The organism is Onishia taeanensis (genome assembly GCF_003268885.1).
Lineage (GTDB): Bacteria > Pseudomonadota > Gammaproteobacteria > Pseudomonadales > Halomonadaceae > Onishia > Onishia taeanensis_A.
This window is the reverse complement of sequence record NZ_QLSX01000001.1, coordinates 228,431-247,937: the sequence shown is the minus strand read 5'-3', so window position 1 is coordinate 247,937 and position 19,507 is coordinate 228,431. Positions and strand designations below refer to the sequence as shown.

15 protein-coding genes are annotated in these 19,507 nt (G+C 64.4%); 13 read left to right on the top strand and 2 right to left on the bottom strand.

Annotated elements, in window-relative coordinates:
• The first annotated feature begins 9 nt into the window (after window positions 1-9).
• From lepB to acpS, 6 genes are all read left to right on the top strand, one after another.
• Entirely contained in the window at window positions 10-879 is an 870-nt protein-coding gene (gene lepB, locus BCL93_RS01165; protein WP_112053279.1) for a signal peptidase I, read from the top strand.
• 85 nt (window positions 880-964) lie between these two features.
• A complete protein-coding gene (gene rnc, locus BCL93_RS01160) occupies window positions 965-1,654 on the top strand; it encodes a ribonuclease III (RefSeq protein ID WP_112053278.1) in 690 nt (229 codons plus the stop codon).
• The gene (gene era, locus BCL93_RS01155) at window positions 1,651-2,553 is read left to right on the top strand and encodes a GTPase Era (protein ID WP_112053277.1); all 903 of its coding nucleotides are present in this window, start codon (window positions 1,651-1,653) and stop codon (window positions 2,551-2,553) included. The genes rnc and era overlap by 4 nt, the downstream gene beginning before the upstream one ends.
• Before the next feature lie 8 nt (window positions 2,554-2,561).
• Window positions 2,562-3,269: a DNA repair protein RecO gene (gene recO, locus BCL93_RS01150; RefSeq protein ID WP_112053276.1), complete on the top strand. Its 708-nt coding sequence runs from the start codon at window positions 2,562-2,564 to the stop codon at window positions 3,267-3,269.
• A 67-nt stretch (window positions 3,270-3,336) separates the two neighbouring features.
• Complete coding sequence (gene pdxJ / locus BCL93_RS01145) at window positions 3,337-4,155, top strand: pyridoxine 5'-phosphate synthase (RefSeq protein WP_112053275.1); 819 nt, start codon at window positions 3,337-3,339, stop codon at window positions 4,153-4,155.
• Between the two features lie 5 nt (window positions 4,156-4,160).
• A complete protein-coding gene (acpS, locus tag BCL93_RS01140; protein WP_112053274.1) occupies window positions 4,161-4,538 on the top strand; it encodes a holo-ACP synthase in 378 nt (125 codons plus the stop codon).
• A 75-nt stretch (window positions 4,539-4,613) separates the two neighbouring features.
• Here acpS and BCL93_RS17410 read toward each other — a convergent pair whose 3' ends face one another.
• Together BCL93_RS17410 and BCL93_RS17405 are read right to left on the bottom strand one after the other, a co-directional pair.
• Window positions 4,614-5,666: a response regulator gene (locus BCL93_RS17410; protein WP_258395871.1), complete on the bottom strand. Its 1,053-nt coding sequence runs from the start codon at window positions 5,664-5,666 to the stop codon at window positions 4,614-4,616.
• A complete protein-coding gene (locus BCL93_RS17405) occupies window positions 5,573-7,309 on the bottom strand; it encodes an ATP-binding protein (RefSeq protein WP_258395870.1) in 1,737 nt (578 codons plus the stop codon). The genes BCL93_RS17410 and BCL93_RS17405 overlap by 94 nt, the downstream gene beginning before the upstream one ends.
• A gap of 118 nt (window positions 7,310-7,427) precedes the next feature.
• On the opposite strand from BCL93_RS17405, the gene cysM reads away from it, so the two are divergent.
• The 7 genes from cysM (at window position 7,428) to fadA (ending at window position 19,499) form a co-directional block, all read left to right on the top strand.
• Entirely contained in the window at window positions 7,428-8,324 is an 897-nt protein-coding gene (gene cysM, locus BCL93_RS01130) for a cysteine synthase CysM (RefSeq protein WP_112053273.1), read from the top strand.
• A gap of 1 nt (window position 8,325) precedes the next feature.
• Entirely contained in the window at window positions 8,326-9,804 is a 1,479-nt protein-coding gene (gene rlmD, locus BCL93_RS01125; RefSeq protein ID WP_112053272.1) for a 23S rRNA (uracil(1939)-C(5))-methyltransferase RlmD, read from the top strand.
• Between the two features lie 6 nt (window positions 9,805-9,810).
• Entirely contained in the window at window positions 9,811-12,090 is a 2,280-nt protein-coding gene (relA, locus tag BCL93_RS01120) for a GTP diphosphokinase (protein ID WP_112053271.1), read from the top strand.
• A complete protein-coding gene (mazG, locus tag BCL93_RS01115) occupies window positions 12,087-12,941 on the top strand; it encodes a nucleoside triphosphate pyrophosphohydrolase (RefSeq protein WP_112053270.1) in 855 nt (284 codons plus the stop codon). Before relA ends, mazG begins: the two co-directional genes overlap by 4 nt.
• An 87-nt stretch (window positions 12,942-13,028) precedes the next feature.
• Window positions 13,029-15,677, top strand: coding sequence for a phosphoenolpyruvate carboxylase (gene ppc / locus BCL93_RS01110; RefSeq protein ID WP_112053269.1), 2,649 nt, complete (start codon window positions 13,029-13,031; stop codon window positions 15,675-15,677).
• 438 nt (window positions 15,678-16,115) lie between these two features.
• Window positions 16,116-18,293, top strand: a complete 2,178-nt coding sequence (gene fadB / locus BCL93_RS01105; RefSeq protein WP_112053268.1) for a fatty acid oxidation complex subunit alpha FadB — start codon at window positions 16,116-16,118, stop codon at window positions 18,291-18,293.
• Between the two features lie 27 nt (window positions 18,294-18,320).
• Window positions 18,321-19,499, top strand: coding sequence for an acetyl-CoA C-acyltransferase FadA (gene fadA / locus BCL93_RS01100; RefSeq protein ID WP_112053267.1), 1,179 nt, complete (start codon window positions 18,321-18,323; stop codon window positions 19,497-19,499).
• Window positions 19,500-19,507: the final 8 nt, after the last annotated feature.

The window sequence follows — 19,507 nt, the reverse complement described above, 5'->3', positions numbered from 1 at the left end:
CACTGACAAATGGATTTTTCGCTTCTGCTGGTGGTGGCCGTCACGGTCACCGGGTTGATCTGGTTGCTCGACAGTGTCTGGTGGTCCAAGCGCCGCCAACAGCGCATGGCGCTCGCCGCCGGCGAAGGGCAAGAGCTGGCGCATGGGTCTGGTCACGAATCTGGCCACCACTCAGGCAGTCAAGAGGGCGGTGTGGCATACGCTTCGGCGGATAAGGGCACCGTCAAGAGCGCCAAGGAGCCTTGGCTCGTCGACTATGCGCGTTCCTTCTTCCCGGTGCTGCTGGTGGTGCTGGTGGTGCGCAGCTTCGTCGTCGAGCCCTTCCAGATTCCCTCGGGGTCGATGCGCCCGACTCTTGAGATCGGCGATTTCATCCTGGTCAACAAGTTCACCTATGGTCTGCGTCTGCCGGTGACCAACACCAAGCTGATCGATATTGGCGAGCCTGAGCGGGGAGACGTGATGGTGTTTCGTTTTCCCCAGGACCCTTCGGTCAACTTCATCAAGCGGGTGATTGGCCTGCCGGGTGATCGCATTCGCTACGAGGGCAAGCAGCTCTATATCAATGGTGAGGCGGTCCCCAAGCAACTGGTCGATGAAAGCGATACCGACCAGCTCGAAGAGGTGTTGCTCCAGGAAAGCTTGGGCGATACCACACACCCCATTTACAATGATTTTCGTGACCCAGGGCCGCAGATGCGCGAACTGCGCGTGCCCGAGGGGCATTATTTCATGATGGGCGACAACCGTGACCACTCCAACGACAGCCGCTACTGGGGCTTCGTGCCGGAGGAAAACATCGTTGGCGAGGCCTTCGCGGTGTGGATGCACTGGAACGGCGGATTGCCGAGCTTCAGCGAGGTCCGGGTGATCGACTGATCCTGGCGCGGCCCGATGGGCCGCGTCCGGTGAGATGCCAATGCCCATCGATGATGACAACCTTTCAGAGAGTAGCAGGAGTTTCGTGAGCAACCCCTTGAATGCCTTCAGCCGCCGGGTCGGCCATGAGTTCGCCGACCCCGGCCTGCTGGAGCTGGCCATGACCCATCGCAGCTTTGGCGGCCAGAACAACGAACGGCTCGAGTTCCTCGGCGATTCGATCGTCAACTTCGTGATCGCCGAGGCGCTTTTCCGGCGCTTTCCGGAAGCTCGCGAAGGCCAGCTTTCGCGCCTGCGTGCCCGCCTGGTCAAGGGGCAGACCCTTGCCGAACTGGGCCGCGAGTTTTCCGTGGGTGAATGCCTGCGGCTGGGCTCCGGCGAGATGAAGAGCGGCGGTCATCGTCGTGATTCGATTCTTGCCGATGCCGTCGAGGCCGTGATCGGCGCCATCTATCTGGATGCCGGCATGGACGTGGCCAAGACCCGCGTGCTGTCCTGGTTCGCGACGCGCCTGGAGGCGCTGGACCTGCAGGACACCCAGAAAGACCCCAAGACCCGCCTGCAGGAGTTCCTGCAGTCGCGCCAGTCACCGCTGCCGCGCTATGAGGTGGTCACCGTGGATGGCGAGGCGCATGCCCAGACCTTCACCGTCGAGTGCCACATCGAGATGATCGACGAGCACACCGTGGGGGTAGGCTCCAGCCGTCGCCATGCCGAACAGCAGGCCGCCGAGCTTGCCCTGACTCGCCTTGATCCCCGTGGAGGTCGCTCATGACGCAATCCTGTGGCTTCGTCGCCATCGTCGGGCGTCCCAACGTCGGCAAGTCGACGCTGATGAATCGCATCCTCGGTCAGAAGGTCTCCATCACCTCACGGCGCCCGCAGACCACGCGCCACCAGGTGATGGGCATCAAGACCGAAGACGAGACCCAGTTCATCTACGTCGACACCCCGGGCATGCATATCATGTCGAAGGATCGCAACAAGGCGATCAATCGCTTCATGAACCAGGCGGCCACCCAGGCCCTGCGCGACATCGACTGCGTGGTCTTCATCATCGACCGCACCCGCTGGGCGCCGGAAGACCAGGTGGTGCTCGACAAGCTGACGCATGTCACCGCACCAGTGATTCTCGCCGTCAACAAGGTCGACTGGCTTGAGGACAAGGCGAGCCTGTTGCCCTGGCTCGAACAGGTCGGTGCCAAGCGCGACTTTGCCGCCATCCTGCCGATCTCGGCCAAGCACGGCACCAATGTGCCCGAGCTCGAGGCCGAGGTCGCCAAGCACCTGCCGGAAGGCATTCATCACTTCCCCGATGACCAGATCACCGACAAGAGCTCACGCTTCCTGGCCGCTGAGCTGGTGCGCGAGAAGGTCATGCGTCAGCTGGGTGACGAGCTGCCGTATCAGATGACCGTCGAGATCGAGGAATTCAAGACCGATCAGCGCGGCACTCTGCATATCAGTGCGCTGATGATGGTCGAGCGTCAGGGGCAGAAGAAGATCCTGATCGGTGAAGCCGGCGATCGCATCAAGAAGATCGGTCGCGAGGCGCGCCTGGAGATGGAGCGCGCCTTCGATGCCAAGGTGATGCTCAACCTGTGGGTCAAGGTCAAGCGCGGCTGGTCCGACGATGAGCGGGCCTTGAAGAGCCTGGGCTACGACCTCGACTGAGCCCTGTTATGCAGCCCCAGCCGGCGTTTCTGCTGCACAAGCGTCCCTACCGTGAGACCAGTGCCCTGGTTGACCTGCTGACCCTGGACCATGGCCGTATTCGCGCCGTGGCCCAGGGCGTGCAGCGGCCGGGTAGCCGCTCTCGGTCGCGCCTGCAACCCTTCACGCCCCTGCACCTGACCTGGGTGGGGGCAGGCGAGTTGAAGCGCCTGCGCCTGATGGAGAGCACCGGCAGTGCGCCCATGCTCGCCGGCGAGGGGCTGCTGTGCGGCTTTTATGCCAACGAGCTCTTGACCCGGCTGCTGCCGCTGGAACTGCCGGTGGCCGAGGTCTTTGCCTTCTATGGCGCCGCCCTGAAGGAATTACCGCTGCCCGGCGAGCGGGCCGGTGCGCTGCGGCGTCTGGAATTTGCCCTGCTCGAGGCGCTGGACGGCGAGCCGGTGTTCTGTGATCTCGACGGCGTCGAGCTAGACCCCCAGACTCGTTATATCTACCGGGCTGAAGCGCGTCGCTTCAGCCCCCTGGCGCCAGGTAACAGTGGCGGTCTCGATGGTCGCACGCTCAAACTGCTGGAGCAGGGTGACTGGGCGGCGCCGGGGCTTGCTGCGCCGGCACGCTCATTGGCCCGGGCCGCGCTAGCGCCGCTGCTTGGCGAGCGTCCCCTGCGGGCCCGCGAACTGATGCAGCAGCTGGCTGCGCGCCGCCGTTCCGGCTGAAGTCTTGCCCCGATTTACTTGCCCCTATCCGCTGATTTTCCCCTGACGATTTACTGGAGAGATTGCCATGCTCCCCCCTCGTATCCTGCTCGGCGTCAACATCGATCACATTGCCACCCTGCGCCAGGCCCGCGGCACGCGGTTTCCCGATCCCGTTCAGGCGGCTTTGCTCGCCGAGGAGGCCGGGGCCGATGGCATTACCGTGCACCTGCGTGAGGACCGCCGCCACATTCAGGAGCGCGACGTTCGCCTCTTGAGTGAGGTACTCAACACGCGCATGAACCTCGAGATGGCAGTGACGCCGGCGATGCTTGAACTGGCCGAGGAAATTCGCCCGGCGCATGTCTGCCTGGTGCCAGAAAAGCGCGCAGAGCTGACCACTGAGGGTGGGCTTGATGTGGCCGGTGCCCGTGAGACCATCGCTGCCGCCTGCAAGCGCTTGGCCGCCGTTGGCTGCGAGGTGTCGCTGTTCATCGATCCTGAGCCCGTGCAGATCGAAGCGGCCAAGGAAGTGGGGGCGCCTGTGATCGAGCTGCACACCGGAGCCTATGCCGAGGCGTCCGGCGATGAGGCCCGGCGCGAGTACGCGCGCCTGAGCGCCGCCACCGAGATGGCGTTGGAGCTTGGGCTGGTGGTCAATGCCGGCCACGGCCTGCATTACCACAACGTCGAAGCGATCGCCGCCATTCCCGGGCTCACCGAACTCAACATCGGCCATGCGATCATCGCCCGTTCGCTGTTTGTGGGCCTCAAGGAAGCCGTGGCCGACATGAAGCGTCTGGCGATCGCCGGTCAGGAAGCCGGCCTGGTGGCCGCCATGGAAACGCACGATCACGACCATGATCATCATGACCACGATCATGGGCATGACCACGCTGAGGGCTAGCCGACATGATCCTTGGCATCGGGACCGATATCGCCAGGGTGGCACGCTTCGAGACGGCCATGTTGCGTCATGGTGATCGCTTCGCGGCGCGTGTGCTCGGCCCTCATGAGCAGGCGCGCCTCGCCGAGCACGGCCAACCCGCGGCCTATCTGGCCAAGCGTTTTGCCGCCAAGGAGGCCTTCGTCAAGGCCTTGGGTACCGGCATGCGACAGGGCATGCGCTGGGCCGAGATCCAGGTGGTCAACGACAGCCTGGGTCGGCCTTCGCTGGTGCTCTCCGGCCAGGCCCAGGTTCTTGCCGAGGGGCTGGGCGTGACCGGCATGCATCTCTCGATCTCAGATGAGGCCGAGCTGGCGATGGCGCTGGTGGTACTGGAAGGGTAACGGGCTTTGTGCGCTCATGAATCCTGAGATCATGGGTCTTGAGAATGTCGGTCTTGAGAACATGGGTCCCGAGGTCTAAGCCTGTCGCGACTGCCAGGCGCGCAGGCGCCCCATGGCGGCGTACAGCTCATTGAGCAGGGACCCGACTGCCGCCACACCCTGCACCCGCAGCCGGGTCTCCAGGGTCTCGGCGAGCAGCGCCAGTTGCGGCACACCGCAATAGCGGCAGGCGCCGTTCAGGTGATGGATGGCGTCAAGCAGGGCCTCTTCGTCCTCGGCCTGCCAGGCCGTATCCAGGCTGGCTTCGCTCTCATCGAGGCTTTCCAGCAGCAGCGTCAATGTCTTGCGCGCCAAGTCCTCCCGCCCGCCGGCAAGCCTGGCGCCCATCTGCATGTCCACGACCGCCAGCTCACCGTCAGCCTCGACATGGCTCTCGCCGGGTGCCATCCCCGATGTCCCGCCATTACCCTGACGCGGGGCCGGCAGGGTCAGCGCCAGGTGCTGGCTGAGAAGCTTGACCAGTACCTTGGCGTCGACGGGCTTGATCAGCACATCGTGCATGCCGCATGAAAGCAGGCGTTGTCGCTCCTCCTCCCGTGCGTGAGCGGTGACCGCGATGACCGGACAGGTCTTCCATACGCCACCTAGTTGACGTAGCGCCTCCAGAGTGGCTTCGCCATCCATGCCGGGCATGCGGATGTCCATCAAGACAAGGTCAACACGCTCACTCTGGGCCAGTGCCAGGGCTTCTTCTCCGCTGGAGGCCAGCAGTGACATGATGCCCGCTTCGCGCAGCAGTTCCTGCAGCAGCAGGCGGTTGGATGCCACGTCGTCGACCACCAGCACCCTCGGCAAGTCTGCAGCGGCAAGTTTCGGCAACGCGGTTTGCGGCACCGGAAGCTTGGATGTCGCCGTCAGGCCGAGCTGTCGCTTGATCGTGTCGGCCAGCACCTGGCGCGAGATGGGCTTGGTCAGCGTCTCGCCGCCCAGTGGCAGGCGTAGCTCTGGCATATCGTATGGGCTGGTGTTGGCCATCAGGATGGTCGGGCAGGTGGTTTCATCCAGGCAGGCCTGCCAGCTTGCCAACCGCTCGGGGGCCAGATCCTTGGCGTCGAGACTGGCAAGCACCAGATCCGGCGGCGAGGGTGGAGAGATATGGCCGCCGTCACCCAGAATCGGGACCTTGGCGTTCCAGGTCGAGAGCAGGTGGTTAATGGCGCGCCGGGTCGCGAGGTGAGGCTCGTAAAGGGCCACCACTCGACCGCCGAGGTCGAGCTCCGGAGTGCGATGTTCGTGCGCGTGGCCAGTGGCAGATTGAAGGAGAAGGTCGAACCGTTGCCGGGTTCGCTGGACATGGTGATAGCACCGCCCATCTGCTCGATCAACTGGCGACAGATCACCAGGCCAAGCCCCGTGCCGCCGAACTGACGGGTGTCACTCGAGTTGGCCTGACTGAAGGCCTTGAACAGCCGATCGCGCTGTTCCTTGGGCAGGCCGATGCCGGTGTCGCTGACGTTGACCCTGAGGGTGTCCTGATGATCTCGGGATTCCTCGAGCATCACGCGCACGATGACCTCGCCACTTTCGGTGAACTTGATGGCGTTGTTCACCAGGTTGGTCAGCACCTGGCGAATGCGCAGCGGGTCCCCCTGCAGGTCGGTCGGCACGTCGTCGAAGACCAGGCCCAGCAGGTGAAGCCCCTTCTGATGGGCCTGGGGCGCCTGCATTCCCAGTACATCATCGACCAGATTGACCATGTCCAGATGGACGGTCTCCAACTCGAGCTTTCCCGCCTCGATCTTGGAGAAATCGAGGATGTCATTGACCAGCAGCAACAGGCTGTCCGAGGTCTTCTGCATGTGTTCAAGCCAATCCTGCTGGCGACTATCGAGCCGTGAGCGGCCTAGTAGCTGACAGAAGCCGATGATGCCGTTGAGCGGCGTGCGGATCTCGTGACTCATGTTGGCCAGGAATTCGGACTTGATGCGGCTGGCTTCCAGGGCACGACGGTGGGCGATGTCGAGTTCGATGTTCTTGACCTCGATGGTCTCCATCGATTCCTGAAGGTCCTGGGTGTTCTGCTCGATCTGCGCCTGCATGTCTTCCTGGACACGCTCCAGGTGATCGCGAAGGGCGTTTACTCCCACCATGAGCTTGACCGTCTCTTCGGGCCCCGTTTCGGATAGCCGAATCCCATGATCACCGCGATTGAGGCGATCCAGTGCCGCCTGGATCGCGACCAAGGGCTCGGTGGTGCGGCGGCTCAGCGAATAGGCCAGCAGAAAGAGGCCCAGGCCAGCCAGCAGCAGGCCCAGCCCGTGGATCAGCAGATGACGATAGGTGCTCAGCGTAAGGCCAAGGGTCTCGACTTCAACTGCCAGCCACTCGGCGTGAGGACTGCTTAAGGGCAGCGTCAGTTGCCAGCCGGCGCCATTGGTATCAAGCGTCGGCTCGGTTGGGGGGCGTGCCGAGGAGCGGGGAGGCTGGCCGAGCGACAATAGGGGCGTGCCGGCCGCCGTAAAGAGGCGCACCGAGCGTATTTCTTCGATCTCGAGCAGGGCCTCGCCCAGCGTTCTCAGGGCATCGTCCTGTTGATCGTCCAGCGCCTCACTCATCGCCTTGGCGGTCAGGGACGTGCTGTCCATCAGGTGTTGCTGAAGCGATGAGCGACGCTCATTGGCCTCGTGGGTCAGGTTCAGGGCAGAGGTGATGGCCAGCAACCCCAGCGGCAGTAACATCAGCCACAGCAGCAGGCGCGTCTTGATCGACATGCATGACTCTCTAGAAACTTCATTTGCATGCAGTATGCCACAGCCATGGCCGATCCCTGTCACCGGGACACGCCCGGCGATATAATGGCGCCAAAGACTTTTCCAGAAGGAAGGTTAGATGCAATTTCCCACGCTCGAGGATGTGGTCGGCAACACCCCGCTGGTGCGCCTGAAGCGCATCGCTGCCGGACGCAACAACACGCTGCTGGCCAAGCTCGAGGGCAACAACCCGGCGGGGTCGGTCAAGGACCGGCCGGCACTTTCGATGATCGCCGAGGCCGAGTCACGCGGCGAGATTACCCCCGGGGATACCCTGGTCGAGGCCACGTCCGGCAATACCGGCATTGCGCTGGCCATGGCGGCCGCCATGAAGGGCTATCGTATGGTGCTGATCATGCCCGACAATGCCTCCAGCGAGCGCAAGCAGGCCATGGCGGCCTTCGGCGCCGAGCTTATCCCTGTGACTCAAGAGCAGGGCATGGAAGGCGCTCGGGACCTGGCCGAGACCATGATCGCTCGTGGTGAGGGCAAGCCCCTCAATCAGTTCGCCAACCCCGATAACCCCATGGCGCACTATCGCACCACTGGGCCAGAGCTGTGGCGCCAGACCGAGGGCAGCATTACCCACTTCATCAGCTCGATGGGTACCACCGGCACCATCATGGGCGTGTCTCGCTATCTCAAGGAGCAGAACCCCGAGGTGCAGATCATCGGCCTGCAGCCCGAGGACGGCGCCAGCATCGCCGGTATCCGCCGCTGGCCCGAGGCTTACCTGCCGAGCATCTTCGAGCCTGCGCGGGTCGATCGGGTGATCGATATCGGTCAGACCGAGGCCGAAGAGCATATGCGCCGCCTGGCGCGGGAAGAGGGCATCTTCGCTGGCGTTTCCTCGGGTGGTGCCCTGGCCGGTGCCCTGAAGGTCGCCGAGGAGGTCGAGAATGCGGTGATCGCCTTCATCGTCTGCGATCGCGGCGATCGCTACCTGTCCACCGGCCTCTATGCGCCGGAGCAATAAGATGGCGATGCTAGGCAAGCGCCGCACGCCAAAACCCGCTGCCAGGAAAGCACCGACGCCCCGCCGGGCTCAGCAGACGGCTTCCGACGACCGGGGCGTGGAGATTATGCGCCTCGCCCACGATGGCCGAGGCGTGGCGCGCGATGCGGCCGGAAAGACCCTGTTCGTCGATCGTGCCCTGCCCGGTGAACGGGTTGAAATAGCCGTTCACAAGAGCCGTCAGCGCTTTGATGAGGCGCATGTGCGGGAAGTGCTGAAGGCGGCGCCTGAGCGTGTGACGCCGCCCTGTGCGCATTTCGGCGTTTGCGGCGGCTGCGATCTACAGCACCAGGCTCTCGAGGCCCAGCGCCACCACAAGCAGCAGGTGCTGGTCGAGCAACTGGCACGTCAGGGGCTCACCTTGGGTGACGCACCGGCGCTGCTGACCTCCGAAGGGCTCGGCTACCGGCGGCGTGCACGGCTTGGCGTCAAGGTCGATGCCGAGGGCCGCATCCACCTGGGCTTTCGCGCCCGAGGTAGCCACCACCTGATCGACATGGCAGCGTGTCCGGTGCTGGTGCCGGCCCTCGAGGCCTTGCTGGCGCCGCTTCGCGAGCAGCTCGCGAGCCTCGATGCGCCGCGTCAGGTAGGGCATCTTGAGCTTATCGCAAGCGATGGAGGCGTCTGCCTGGTGGTGCGTCAGCTGCGCGCTCAGCCAGACGATGCACAGCGCTGGCAAGCCTTTGCCGCGGCCCACGAGCTATCGCTTGGCTGGCTGCTTGGCCGCGAGTCGCCGCGCCTTGAGTGGCTCACTGAGGTGCCTGATCTTCACTATGGGGTGATGCTGGCCGCGACTGAACGCGAGAACGCCCAGGAACCGGCGCGTGAATCTGTGCGTGAACCTGTGCGAGAGCTGGTACTCGGCTTTGCGCCGGGTGACTTCCTGCAGGTCAACGCCGAGGTCAACCAGCGCCTGGTCGACACGGCGCTTGAGTGGCTGGCGCCTAAATCCGGCGAGCGAGTGCTCGACTGCTTCGCCGGGGTGGGCAACTTCAGCCTGGCACTGGCCGCATACACCGGCATGGTGACCGGCGTGGAAGGCAACCCGCTGATGGTCGAGCGCCTGGCCGCCAATGCCCGGCGCAACGATCTTTCCGGGGTTAGCGCCCGCCAGGCGGACCTGACGCGTGAAGATCAGGTCCGCGCGCTACTCGATGAGACCGACTGGGATCTGGTGGTGCTGGACCCGCCCCGGGAAGGCGCAGAGGCCTTGTCGCGTCAGCTGGCCACGTCCCGGGTCTCACGGATTCTCTATGTCTCCTGTGATCCGGCTACCCTTGCCCGCGACGCGGCACACCTGGCCGCCGGTGGCTATCGACTGGTGCGCTCGGCGGTTGCCGACATGTTTGCGCAGACCGCCCACCTCGAGGCCGTTTTGCTGTTCGAGCATCCCGAAATTCCTGCGTCCGACGTGACGCCGGCGCAGATGCCAAAGGAGTGAAGCACCATGGTAAAGGTGCGTGATGACCAGCCGTTGACCGACGACGGCGCGGTGGACCTCGACCAATGGCTGGCTCGCCTCGGCGAGGAATCCGTGCTGACCGACCCAGAGCGGATGCGTGAAGCCTGTGAATTGGTGCGCAGCCTTGCCAACGAGGCCAGCCAGGCGCAGCAGTTTGGGCTTGGCAACGGGTCGAGCTATCGCATGGGCCTTGAAATGGCCGATATCCTCGGCGAACTCAAGCTCGATCAGACCGCTCTGGAAGCGGCCGTGCTGTATCGCTCGGTGCGCGTCAAGCTGATCTCGGTCGAGGCCGTCGAGAAGCGCTTCGGCCAGGAAGTCGCCACCCTGATCGAAGGCGTGCTGCACATGGCGGCGATCAGCCATCAGGCCCTGCCCAGTCAGGACATGTCCCAGTACAGCCAGCAGGACAACCTGCGGCGCATGCTGGTGACCATGATCGACGACGTGCGGGTCGCGTTGATCAAGATCGCCGAGCGCACCTGCGCCCTGCGTCAGGTCAAGGAGACCACCCGCGACAAGCGCCTGCGGGTGGCTCGCGAGGTGTTCGATATCTATGCCCCGCTGGCGCATCGGCTGGGCATCGGCCATCTCAAGTGGGAGCTCGAGGATCTGTCCTTTCGCTACCTCCACGAGGCCGAGTACAAGTCGATCGCCAAGCAGCTGGCCGAGAAGCGTCTCGACCGCACAAGCTATATCAACGATGTCGTGGGTACACTCAAGGAGCTGCTGGAAGCGCAGAACATCCACGAGTACGACGTCGATGGCCGTGCCAAGCACATCTATTCGATCTGGCGGAAGATGCAGCGCAAGCACATCGATTTCTCCCAGGTCTACGACGTGCGCGCCGTGCGCATCCTGGTGCCCCGGGTGGCCGACTGCTACACGGTGCTCGGCATCGTGCATTCTCGCTGGCACCACGTGCCCAACGAGTTCGACGACTACATCGCCAACCCCAAGAAGAACGGCTACCAGTCGCTGCATACCGCCGTGTTCGGCCCCGAGAACAAGGTGCTCGAGATTCAGATCCGCACCTTCGCCATGCACGAGGAAGCGGAGCTCGGCGTCTGTGCCCACTGGCGCTACAAAGGCCACGACACCAAGGCCAAGAGCCGCAGCTACGAAGACAAGATTGCCTGGCTGCGTCAGGTGCTCGAGTGGCAGGAGGAAGTCGGCGGCTTCGGCGACCTGCGCGAAGGGCTCTCGAGCGATGTGGCGCCGGATCGCATCTACGTCTTTACCCCCGACGGGCACGTGATCGACCTGCCGAGGGTCGCCACGCCGATCGATTTCGCCTACCGGGTCCACACCGAGATTGGCCATCGCTGTCGCGGCGCCAAGGTCAACGGCCGCATCGTACCGCTGACCTACGAACTCAAGACCGGCCAGCAGGTCGAGATACTGACTGCTACCAAGGGTGGGCCCAGCCGCGACTGGCTCAACCCGTCCGTGGGCTTCGTACGCACCTCCCGGGCCCGGGCCAAGATTCAGGCCTGGTTCAAGCAGCAGGCGCGCGGCCAGAACCTGGAGGAGGGCAAGGCGCTCTTCGACAAGGAGATGAAGCGCCTCGACGTCGAGGATATCGATCTCACCACCCTGGCGCAGAAGGTCAACTACACCACGCCCGAGGACATGTATGCCGCCATCGGCGCCGGCGACCTGCGCATTGGCCAGGTGCTGCATCAGGCCCAGCAGCTGTTCGGCGAGCACGATGACCAGGAGCAGCTCGACCGGCTGCTGGCCAAGCCGCGCCGCGAGAAGCCGGCCGCCGGCGATCAGGGCATCACCGTGTTGGGGGTCGGCAATCTCAAGACCAGCATGGCTAACTGCTGTCATCCGGTGCCCGGCGAACATATCGTGGGGTTCATCACCCAGGGCCGCGGCGTCACCGTGCACCGCCAGGACTGCCCCAACATTCTTCAGCTGCGCCTGGACGAGCCCAAGCGCATCATCGAGGTCGAGTGGGGCGAACGGGCCGCGACCCGCTATCCGGTGGATATCGAGATCGAAGCCTGGGACCGCTCGGGCCTCTTGCGCGACGTCACCGGCGTACTGGGCAACGACAAGGTCAACGTGCTCTCCGTGAACACCCAGACCGATGAGATCGAGGGCCTGGCCAAGATGACCATCACCCTCGAAGTCGATGGCCTGGAGACCCTGGGGCGGCTGTTCTCGCGCATCCAGCAGCTCTCCAACGTGCTCGACGTCAAGCGACTGAGAAGCGGCGGCAAGGGCAAGGCTCGCGGTAAGGGAGGGCGCTCATGAGCGAGCGCCACAGCCTCGATGACCTGCTGACGCTGATGTCGGTGCTGCGCGATGCCGATCAGGGCTGCCCCTGGGATCTCAAGCAGGACTGGGACACGATCGTGCCGCACACCCTCGAGGAAGCCTATGAGGTCGCCGACGCCATCGAGCGCCGCGCCTTCGATGAACTGCCCGGAGAGCTTGGCGATCTGTTGTTCCAGGTGGTCTATTACAGCCAGTTTGGCGATGAAGAAGGGCGGTTCGACTTTCATGACGTGGTGCATGTGCTGACCGCCAAGATGCTGCGCCGCCATCCCCATGTCTTTCCCGACGGCACCCTGAGTTCGCGCCGCGACGGCGAGCGTGCCGCCGAGGTCGAGACCCGGCAGGTGCATTCCCGCTGGGAGGCCCTCAAGGCCGAGGAGCGCGCCGAGCGAGCACGTCATGATGCCAAGGCCGTTTCGGTGCTCGATGACGTGCCGCGCAGCCTGCCGGCGCTGTCCCGGGCCGCCAAACTCTCCAAGCGTGCCGCGCGGGTCGGTTTCGACTGGCCCGATCATCGCGGCGTGCTGGACAAGATCCGCGAGGAACTCGACGAGGTCGAGGAGGCGCTGGCCGCGGGCGATCACGAGCATGCCGGCGAGGAAGTCGGCGATCTGCTGTTCGCGGTGGTCAATCTCGCACGGACCCTCAAGACCGATCCCGAGCAACGCCTGCGCGGCACCAACGCCAAGTTCGAGCGGCGTTTTCGTCACGTGGAGTCGGCCCTGCTCGCCGAGGGCAAGGCGCCCGGGCAGACCGCACTCGAGGACATGGAAACGCACTGGCAGGACGCCAAGGCGCGTGAAAAACAAGGCGAGACGCCGAGCTGATCAGTTGGCAAATCAACAGGTTCGGCACGGCCTCGCCACATTGCAGTAGCGGGTCAACAATTCCAATAGCCGACAGGAGGGATGTCTGTGAGCAGCGATCTGCATGAATCTTTGCGAGACAATGTTCGCGTGCTGGGCGATAGCCTGGGGCGAACCATCGCCGATGACCTGGGTGAGGGCTTCGTCGACAAGATCGAGTCCATCCGTGGCCTGGCCAAGCGCGGCCGGCAGGGCGATCCCGAAGGGCGCCGTGAGCTGATCGAGTACCTGCGTCGGCTGCCGGATCGCGACCTCTTACCGGTCACCCGGGCCTTCAACCAGTTCCTCAACCTCGCCAACATCGCCGAACAGCACTACCGGGCGCGCTTCCGTCGCGTCGAGGACTACAAGCCGGGCTTCCAGCCCGAACTTGGCGACCTGATCGCCCGGGCGCGCAAGGCCGGTCATTCGCCTCGCGAGCTGGTCGAGTCGCTGGCCAGCATGCGGGTCGAGCTGGTGCTGACCGCCCATCCCACCGAGGTCATTCGCCGCACCCTGATCCAGAAATACGACGCTATCGATGACTGCCTGACTGGGCTCGAGTCGACCGTCGACTCCCCCGAGAAACTGACCCGGGTCCATGGCCGGCTGGAAGAGCTGATCAGCCAGGCCTGGCATACCGACGAGATCCGCCACGAGCGTCCTACTCCGGTCGATGAGGCCAAGTGGGGCTTCGCGGTGATCGAGAACTCGCTGTGGCAGGCGGTGCCCGATTTCCATCGCGACCTCGACAGCCTGTTGCTCGACGCCGCCGGCGAGCGTCTGCCGCTGGATGCCGCGCCGCTGCGCTTCGCCTCCTGGATGGGTGGCGACCGCGACGGCAATCCCAACGTGACCGCCAAGGTCACCCGTGAGGTCCTGCTGCTGGGCCGCTGGATGGCCGCGGATCTGTACCTGCGCGATCTCGACCAGCTCAAGGCCGAGCTGTCGATGTGGAAAGCTAACAGTGCCCTGCGCGCCGAGGTCGGTGATGCCACGGAACCCTATCGGGAACTGCTCAAGCGCCTCACCACCAAGGTCGAGGCCACCCGCGACTGGGCCAAGGCCGGCCTCGACGGCGAGCCCCACGAAGGCGGGCCGATCATCGAGCACCGTGACCAGCTCTATGCGCCGCTGCTGTCCTGCTACCGCTCGCTGTGCGATGTCGGCCTGGATACCATCGCCAACGGCGTACTGCTCGACACCCTGCGCCGTGTCGCCGTATTCGGCGTCACCCTGACCAAGCTCGACCTGCGCCAGGAATCGTCGCGCCATACCCAGGTATTCGACGAGCTGACCGACTATCTGGGCCTTGGCCACTACCAGGACTGGGATGAGGAGAAGCGCCAGGATTTCCTGCTCGGCGAGCTCACCTCCCGTCGCCCGCTGATTCCGCGTCGCTGGGAATGCTCCGGCGAGACCCGCGAAGTTATCGATACCTTCCGAGTGATCGCCTCCGAGCAGCGCGAGGCACTCGGCACCTACATCATTTCCATGGCCGGCCAGCCGTCTGACGTGTTGGCGGTGGCGCTGTTGATGAAGGAGGTCGGCGGCGACGTGGCGCTGCCCATCGCGCCGCTGTTCGAGACCCTGGATGACCTGAACCGGGCCGGCGACGTCATCGACCGGCTGCTGGCGCTGCCGGGCTATCGTCGCCTGGCCGGCGACGAGCAGGAAGTGATGATCGGCTACTCCGACTCGGCCAAGGACGCCGGCCAGCTGGCCGCCGCCTGGGCCCAGTACCGGGCGCAGGAGACCCTGGTCGAGGTCTGCAAGCGCCATGGGGTGGATCTGACGCTGTTCCATGGTCGTGGCGGCACCGTGGGTCGCGGGGGCGGCCCGGCGCATGCGGCAATTCTTTCCCAGCCGCCGGGCTCGGTGAACGGCAGCCTCAGGGTCACCGAGCAGGGGGAGATGATCCGCTTCAAGTTCGGTCAGCCGGACATTGCCCTGCGCTCGATGGAGATCTATGCCTGCGCGGTGCTGGAAGCGACGTTGCTGCCGCCGCCGGCCCCCGAGCCGGCCTGGCGGGAGGAGATGGATCACCTCGCCGCGGTGGCGCACAAGGCCTATGTGGGCGTGGTGCGCGAGAACCCGGATTTCGTGCCCTATTTCCGCGCGGTGACGCCGGAAGGGTCCTTGGGACGCCTGCCGCTGGGTTCGCGACCCACCAAGCGCCGCCAGGACGGTGGCGTCGAGACCCTGCGTGCTATCCCCTGGATCTTCGCCTGGACCCAGACCCGCCTGATGCTGCCGGCCTGGTTAGGCAGCGGCGAGGCCTTCGCCCAGCGCCTGGCCGAGCCCGGGGGCCTCGAGCGATTGCAGGAAATGCGCAGCCGCTGGCCCTTCTTCGGCACTTATCTGGACATGCTGGAGATGCTGTCCGCCAAGGCCGATATCGACATCGCCGCCTACTACGAGCGGCGCCTGGTCGACGAGCCGGGACTGCTGGAACTGGGCGGTGAGCTTCGCGGGCGCTTCACCAAGCTGCAGGCGGCGTTGCTCGATATCCTCGACCAGCAGGAGCTTCTGGAGAACACGCCGCTGATTCACCAGGCCATCGAGGTGCGCAATCCCTATATCGACCCGCTGCATGGCCTCCAGGCCGAGCTTTTGCAGCGTAACCGGGATGCTGATGGCGCCATCAGTCCGGCGCTGACCCGCGCCCTGATGGTGACCATGGCGGGCATTTCCGCGGGGCTGCGTAACACGGGTTAATGCCCGACGGGCTATGCCCCGGCCAGTGGGCGCTCGGTTGAGGGTTCAACTGGCGCCGTGGTACGCCCGACGATGCGAATGGGTTCGCATCGTCGGGCGGTCTGGAAGAGTCTTCGCCAGCGCGACATATTTTTCATGCCTTCCTTTTTCCCTGGCTTTCTGGGCTTATCGGCTTTCCTGGCTCGCCTCCTTTCTGACTAGGCCCTTCTCTGAACGGGTCTCGCGCTTCAGCTAGGCTCCTATCACTAACACCTGTATTCAATACGGTTAACCAGCACCTCTAACCAGTACCTATAGCTAAGCCCTTTAATTAGTACCTTTCGCTAAGACCGTGGGACTTGACGCTTCGCGGTGGCTGGCGCAAGCTGATCCATAATCAAACGGCCGTATGAATGCGCGGCCGGGCACCGGCATCCAACCCTGTTTGGAGATGAATGGATGATCTATCAAGGCAACGCCATTTCGGTGGCGAGCGATACCAATAACGGGGGCGAGCCCATCGCCACGCTCACCTTCGACTTGAAGGATGAGTCGGTCAACAAGCTATCCAGCGCGGTAGTGGCAGAGCTTGGCGAGGCGGTCGAGGCCATCGCCGCGACCCAGGGCCTGAGCGGCCTGGTGATCACCAGTGCCAAGGACGCCTTCATCGTTGGCGCCGACATCACCGAGTTTCATGGCCTGTTCGAGAAGGGTGAGGACTATCTGGTCGAGATGAACCAGCAAGTGCACGCCATCTTCAACGCCATCGAAGACCTGCCGTTTCCCACCGTCACCGCCATCAATGGCCTGGCACTGGGCGGCGGTTTCGAAGTCACGCTGACCACCGACTTCCGCGTCATGGCCGACACCGCCAAGATCGGCCTGCCCGAAACCAAGCTCGGCATCCTGCCCGGCTGGGGCGGATGCGTGCGCCTGCCGCGGCTGATCGGCGCCGATAACGCCATCGAATGGATCGCCGGTGGCACCGAGAATCGCGCCGACGCCGCCCTCAAGGTCGGCGCCGTGGATGCGGTGGTGCCGGGCGAGCGTCTCGAGGCGGCGGCCCTGGACATCCTGGCCCGTGCCAATGCCGGCGAGCTCGATTACCGGGCCCGCCGCGACGAGAAGACCTCGCCGCTCAAGCTCGACGCCATCGAGCAGATGATGGTCTTCGAGACCGCCAAAGGCTATGTGGCCGGCAAGGCGGGCCCGCACTATCCGGCACCCATCGAGGCCATCAAGGTGATCCAGAAGGGCGCCGGTGAAGGGCGTGAGCGCTGCCAGGCCATCGAGGCCAAGGCCTTCGCCAAGCTGGCGCTAACCGATGTCTGCTACAACCTGGTCGGGCTGTTCATCAACGATCAGGTGGTCAAGAAGAAGGGCAGCCAGTACGCCAAGCAGGCGCAACCGGTCAACCAGACCGCCGTGCTGGGCGCCGGCATCATGGGCGGCGGCATCGCCTACCAGAGCGCCTCGAAGGGCACGCCGATCCTGATGAAGGATATCAAGGACGACGCCATCGAGCTTGGCCTCAAGGAAGCGCGCAAGCTGTTCACCAAGCAGGTAGAGCGCGGCAAGCTGACCACCGAGACGATGGCCGAAAAGCTCACCAACATTCGCCCGACCCTTTCCTATGGCGATTTTGGTCACGTCGATCTGGTGGTCGAGGCGGTGGTCGAGAACCCCAAGGTCAAGGACGGCGTGCTCACAGAGGTGGAAGGGCAGGTCGGCGAGGACACCATTCTCGCCTCCAATACCTCGACCATCTCCATCACCCGCTTGGCCGAGAACCTCAAGCGGCCCGAGAACTTCTGCGGCATGCACTTCTTCAATCCGGTGCACCGCATGCCGCTGGTCGAGGTGATCCGCGGCGAGAAGACCAGCGATGCGGCCGTGGCCGCCACCGTGTCCTACGCCCGCGCCATGGGCAAGACACCGATCGTGGTCAACGACTGCCCGGGCTTCCTGGTCAACCGCGTGCTCTTCCCCTATTTCGGCGGCTTCAGCCTGCTGGTCGAGCAGGGCGCCGACTTCCGCCGGGTCGACAAGGTCATGGAGAAGTTCGGCTGGCCGATGGGCCCCGCCTACCTGCTCGACGTAGTGGGCATGGACACCGCCGTGCACGCCAATGCCGTGATGGCCGAAGGCTTCCCGGATCGCATGGCACGCGAAGAAAAAACGGCTATTCAGGCGATGTTCGAGGCTGACCGTCTGGGCCAGAAGAACGCCAAGGGCTTCTATGCCTACGAGGAAGACAAGAAGGGCAAGCCGAAGAAGGTCGATGACGATGCAGCGCTTTCCCTGGTCAAGGGTCTCGCTAAGGGAAGCCAGGACTTCTCCGACGAGGAGATCATCGCGCGCATGATGGTCCCGCTGTGCCTGGAGACCGTGCGCTGCCTGGAAGACAACATCGTTGCCACCCCGGCCGAGGCTGACATGGCGTTGATCTACGGCATCGGCTTCCCGCCGTTCCGCGGCGGCGCGCTGCGCTATATCGACGCCATGGGCCTTGATGCCTTCGTCGCCCAGGCCGAGCGTCTGGCCGAGGAACTGGGGCCGCTCTATGCCCCCACCGACAAACTGCGCGCCATGGCCAAGGCCGGCGAGCGCTTCTATTCCGATGCCGGGAAGGCCTGAGCCACCACGTACAGGAGAGGTTGTCAGATGAGTTTGAATCCGAGAGATATCGTGGTGGTCGACGGCGTGCGTACCGCCATGGCCAAGGCCAAGCACGGCGCCTTCCGCAACGTGCGCGCCGAGAACCTGTCGGCGTCAGTGATGCAGGCGCTGTTCGATCGCAATCCGGGGCTCAACCCCAAGGAAGTCGATGATGTGATCTGGGGCTGTGTCAATCAGACCCTCGAGCAGGCCATGAATATCGCCCGTAACGCGGCGATCATGACCGACATCCCGCGCAGCGTGCCGGCCCAGACCGTCAACCGGCTGTGTGGCTCCTCGATGAGCGCGTTGCATATTGCCAGTGCCAACATCAAGGCCGGCATGGGCGACTTCTACATCATCGGCGGCGTCGAGCACATGGAGCACGTGCCGATGACGCACGGCGTCGATGTGAACCCGGCCACCAGCAAGCATGCCGCCAAGGCGGCGATGATGATGGGCCTGACCGCCGAGCTGCTGGGCAAGATGCACAACATCAGCCGCGAGCAGCAGGACGCTTTCGGGGTGCGCTCTCACCAGCGTGCCCAGGCAGCCAGCGATGCCGGTCGCTTCGACAACGAGATCATCGGCGTCGAGGGCCATAACGCCGAGGGCTTCAAGGTGTGCGTGGACCGCGACGAAGTGATTCGTGGCGAAGCCAGCCTCGAATCGATGGGCGCCCTGAAGCCGGTCTTCGACCCGCGCCACGGCACCGTCACTGCCGGGACGTCCTCGGCGCTGTCGGTGGGTGCCAGCGGCATGGCGGTGATGAGCTACGAGCGCGCCCAGGCGCTGGGGCTCGAGCCGATCGCCCGGGTGCTGTCCACTGGCGTTGCCGGCTGTGATGCCTCGATCATGGGCTATGGCCCGGTGCCGGCGACCAAGAAGGCGCTTAAGGCGGCCGGCCTGACCATCGATGACATCCAGACCGTCGAGCTCAACGAGGCCTTTGCCGCCCAATCACTGCCGGTGCTCAAGGATCTCGGGCTGCTTGATCGCATGGACGAGGTGGTCAACCTGAACGGTGGTGCCATCGCCCTTGGCCACCCGCTGGGCTGCTCGGGGTCGCGGATCTGCACCACCCTGCTCAACGTGATGGAACAGCAGGACACCCGCCTGGGGCTTGCCACCATGTGCATCGGCATGGGCCAGGGCGTAGCGACCATCTTCGAGCGCTTGAAGTAACGACCCGC

What these genes read in the sequence shown, in the direction of transcription:
- mazG (WP_112053270.1), top strand. Translation starts at nt 12,087, where the DNA reads ATGAGCGAGCGCCACAGCCTCGATGACCTGCTGACGCTGATGTCGGTG.
- acpS (WP_112053274.1), top strand. Translation starts at nt 4,161, where the DNA reads ATGATCCTTGGCATCGGGACCGATATCGCCAGGGTGGCACGCTTCGAG.
- fadA (WP_112053267.1), top strand. Translation starts at nt 18,321, where the DNA reads ATGAGTTTGAATCCGAGAGATATCGTGGTGGTCGACGGCGTGCGTACC.
- fadB (WP_112053268.1), top strand. Translation starts at nt 16,116, where the DNA reads ATGATCTATCAAGGCAACGCCATTTCGGTGGCGAGCGATACCAATAAC.
- rlmD (WP_112053272.1), top strand. Translation starts at nt 8,326, where the DNA reads ATGGCGATGCTAGGCAAGCGCCGCACGCCAAAACCCGCTGCCAGGAAA.
- relA (WP_112053271.1), top strand. Translation starts at nt 9,811, where the DNA reads ATGGTAAAGGTGCGTGATGACCAGCCGTTGACCGACGACGGCGCGGTG.
- era (WP_112053277.1), top strand. Translation starts at nt 1,651, where the DNA reads ATGACGCAATCCTGTGGCTTCGTCGCCATCGTCGGGCGTCCCAACGTC.
- pdxJ (WP_112053275.1), top strand. Translation starts at nt 3,337, where the DNA reads ATGCTCCCCCCTCGTATCCTGCTCGGCGTCAACATCGATCACATTGCC.
- BCL93_RS17405 (WP_258395870.1), bottom strand. Translation starts at nt 7,309, where the DNA reads ATGTCGATCAAGACGCGCCTGCTGCTGTGGCTGATGTTACTGCCGCTG.
- recO (WP_112053276.1), top strand. Translation starts at nt 2,562, where the DNA reads ATGCAGCCCCAGCCGGCGTTTCTGCTGCACAAGCGTCCCTACCGTGAG.
- cysM (WP_112053273.1), top strand. Translation starts at nt 7,428, where the DNA reads ATGCAATTTCCCACGCTCGAGGATGTGGTCGGCAACACCCCGCTGGTG.
- lepB (WP_112053279.1), top strand. Translation starts at nt 10, where the DNA reads ATGGATTTTTCGCTTCTGCTGGTGGTGGCCGTCACGGTCACCGGGTTG.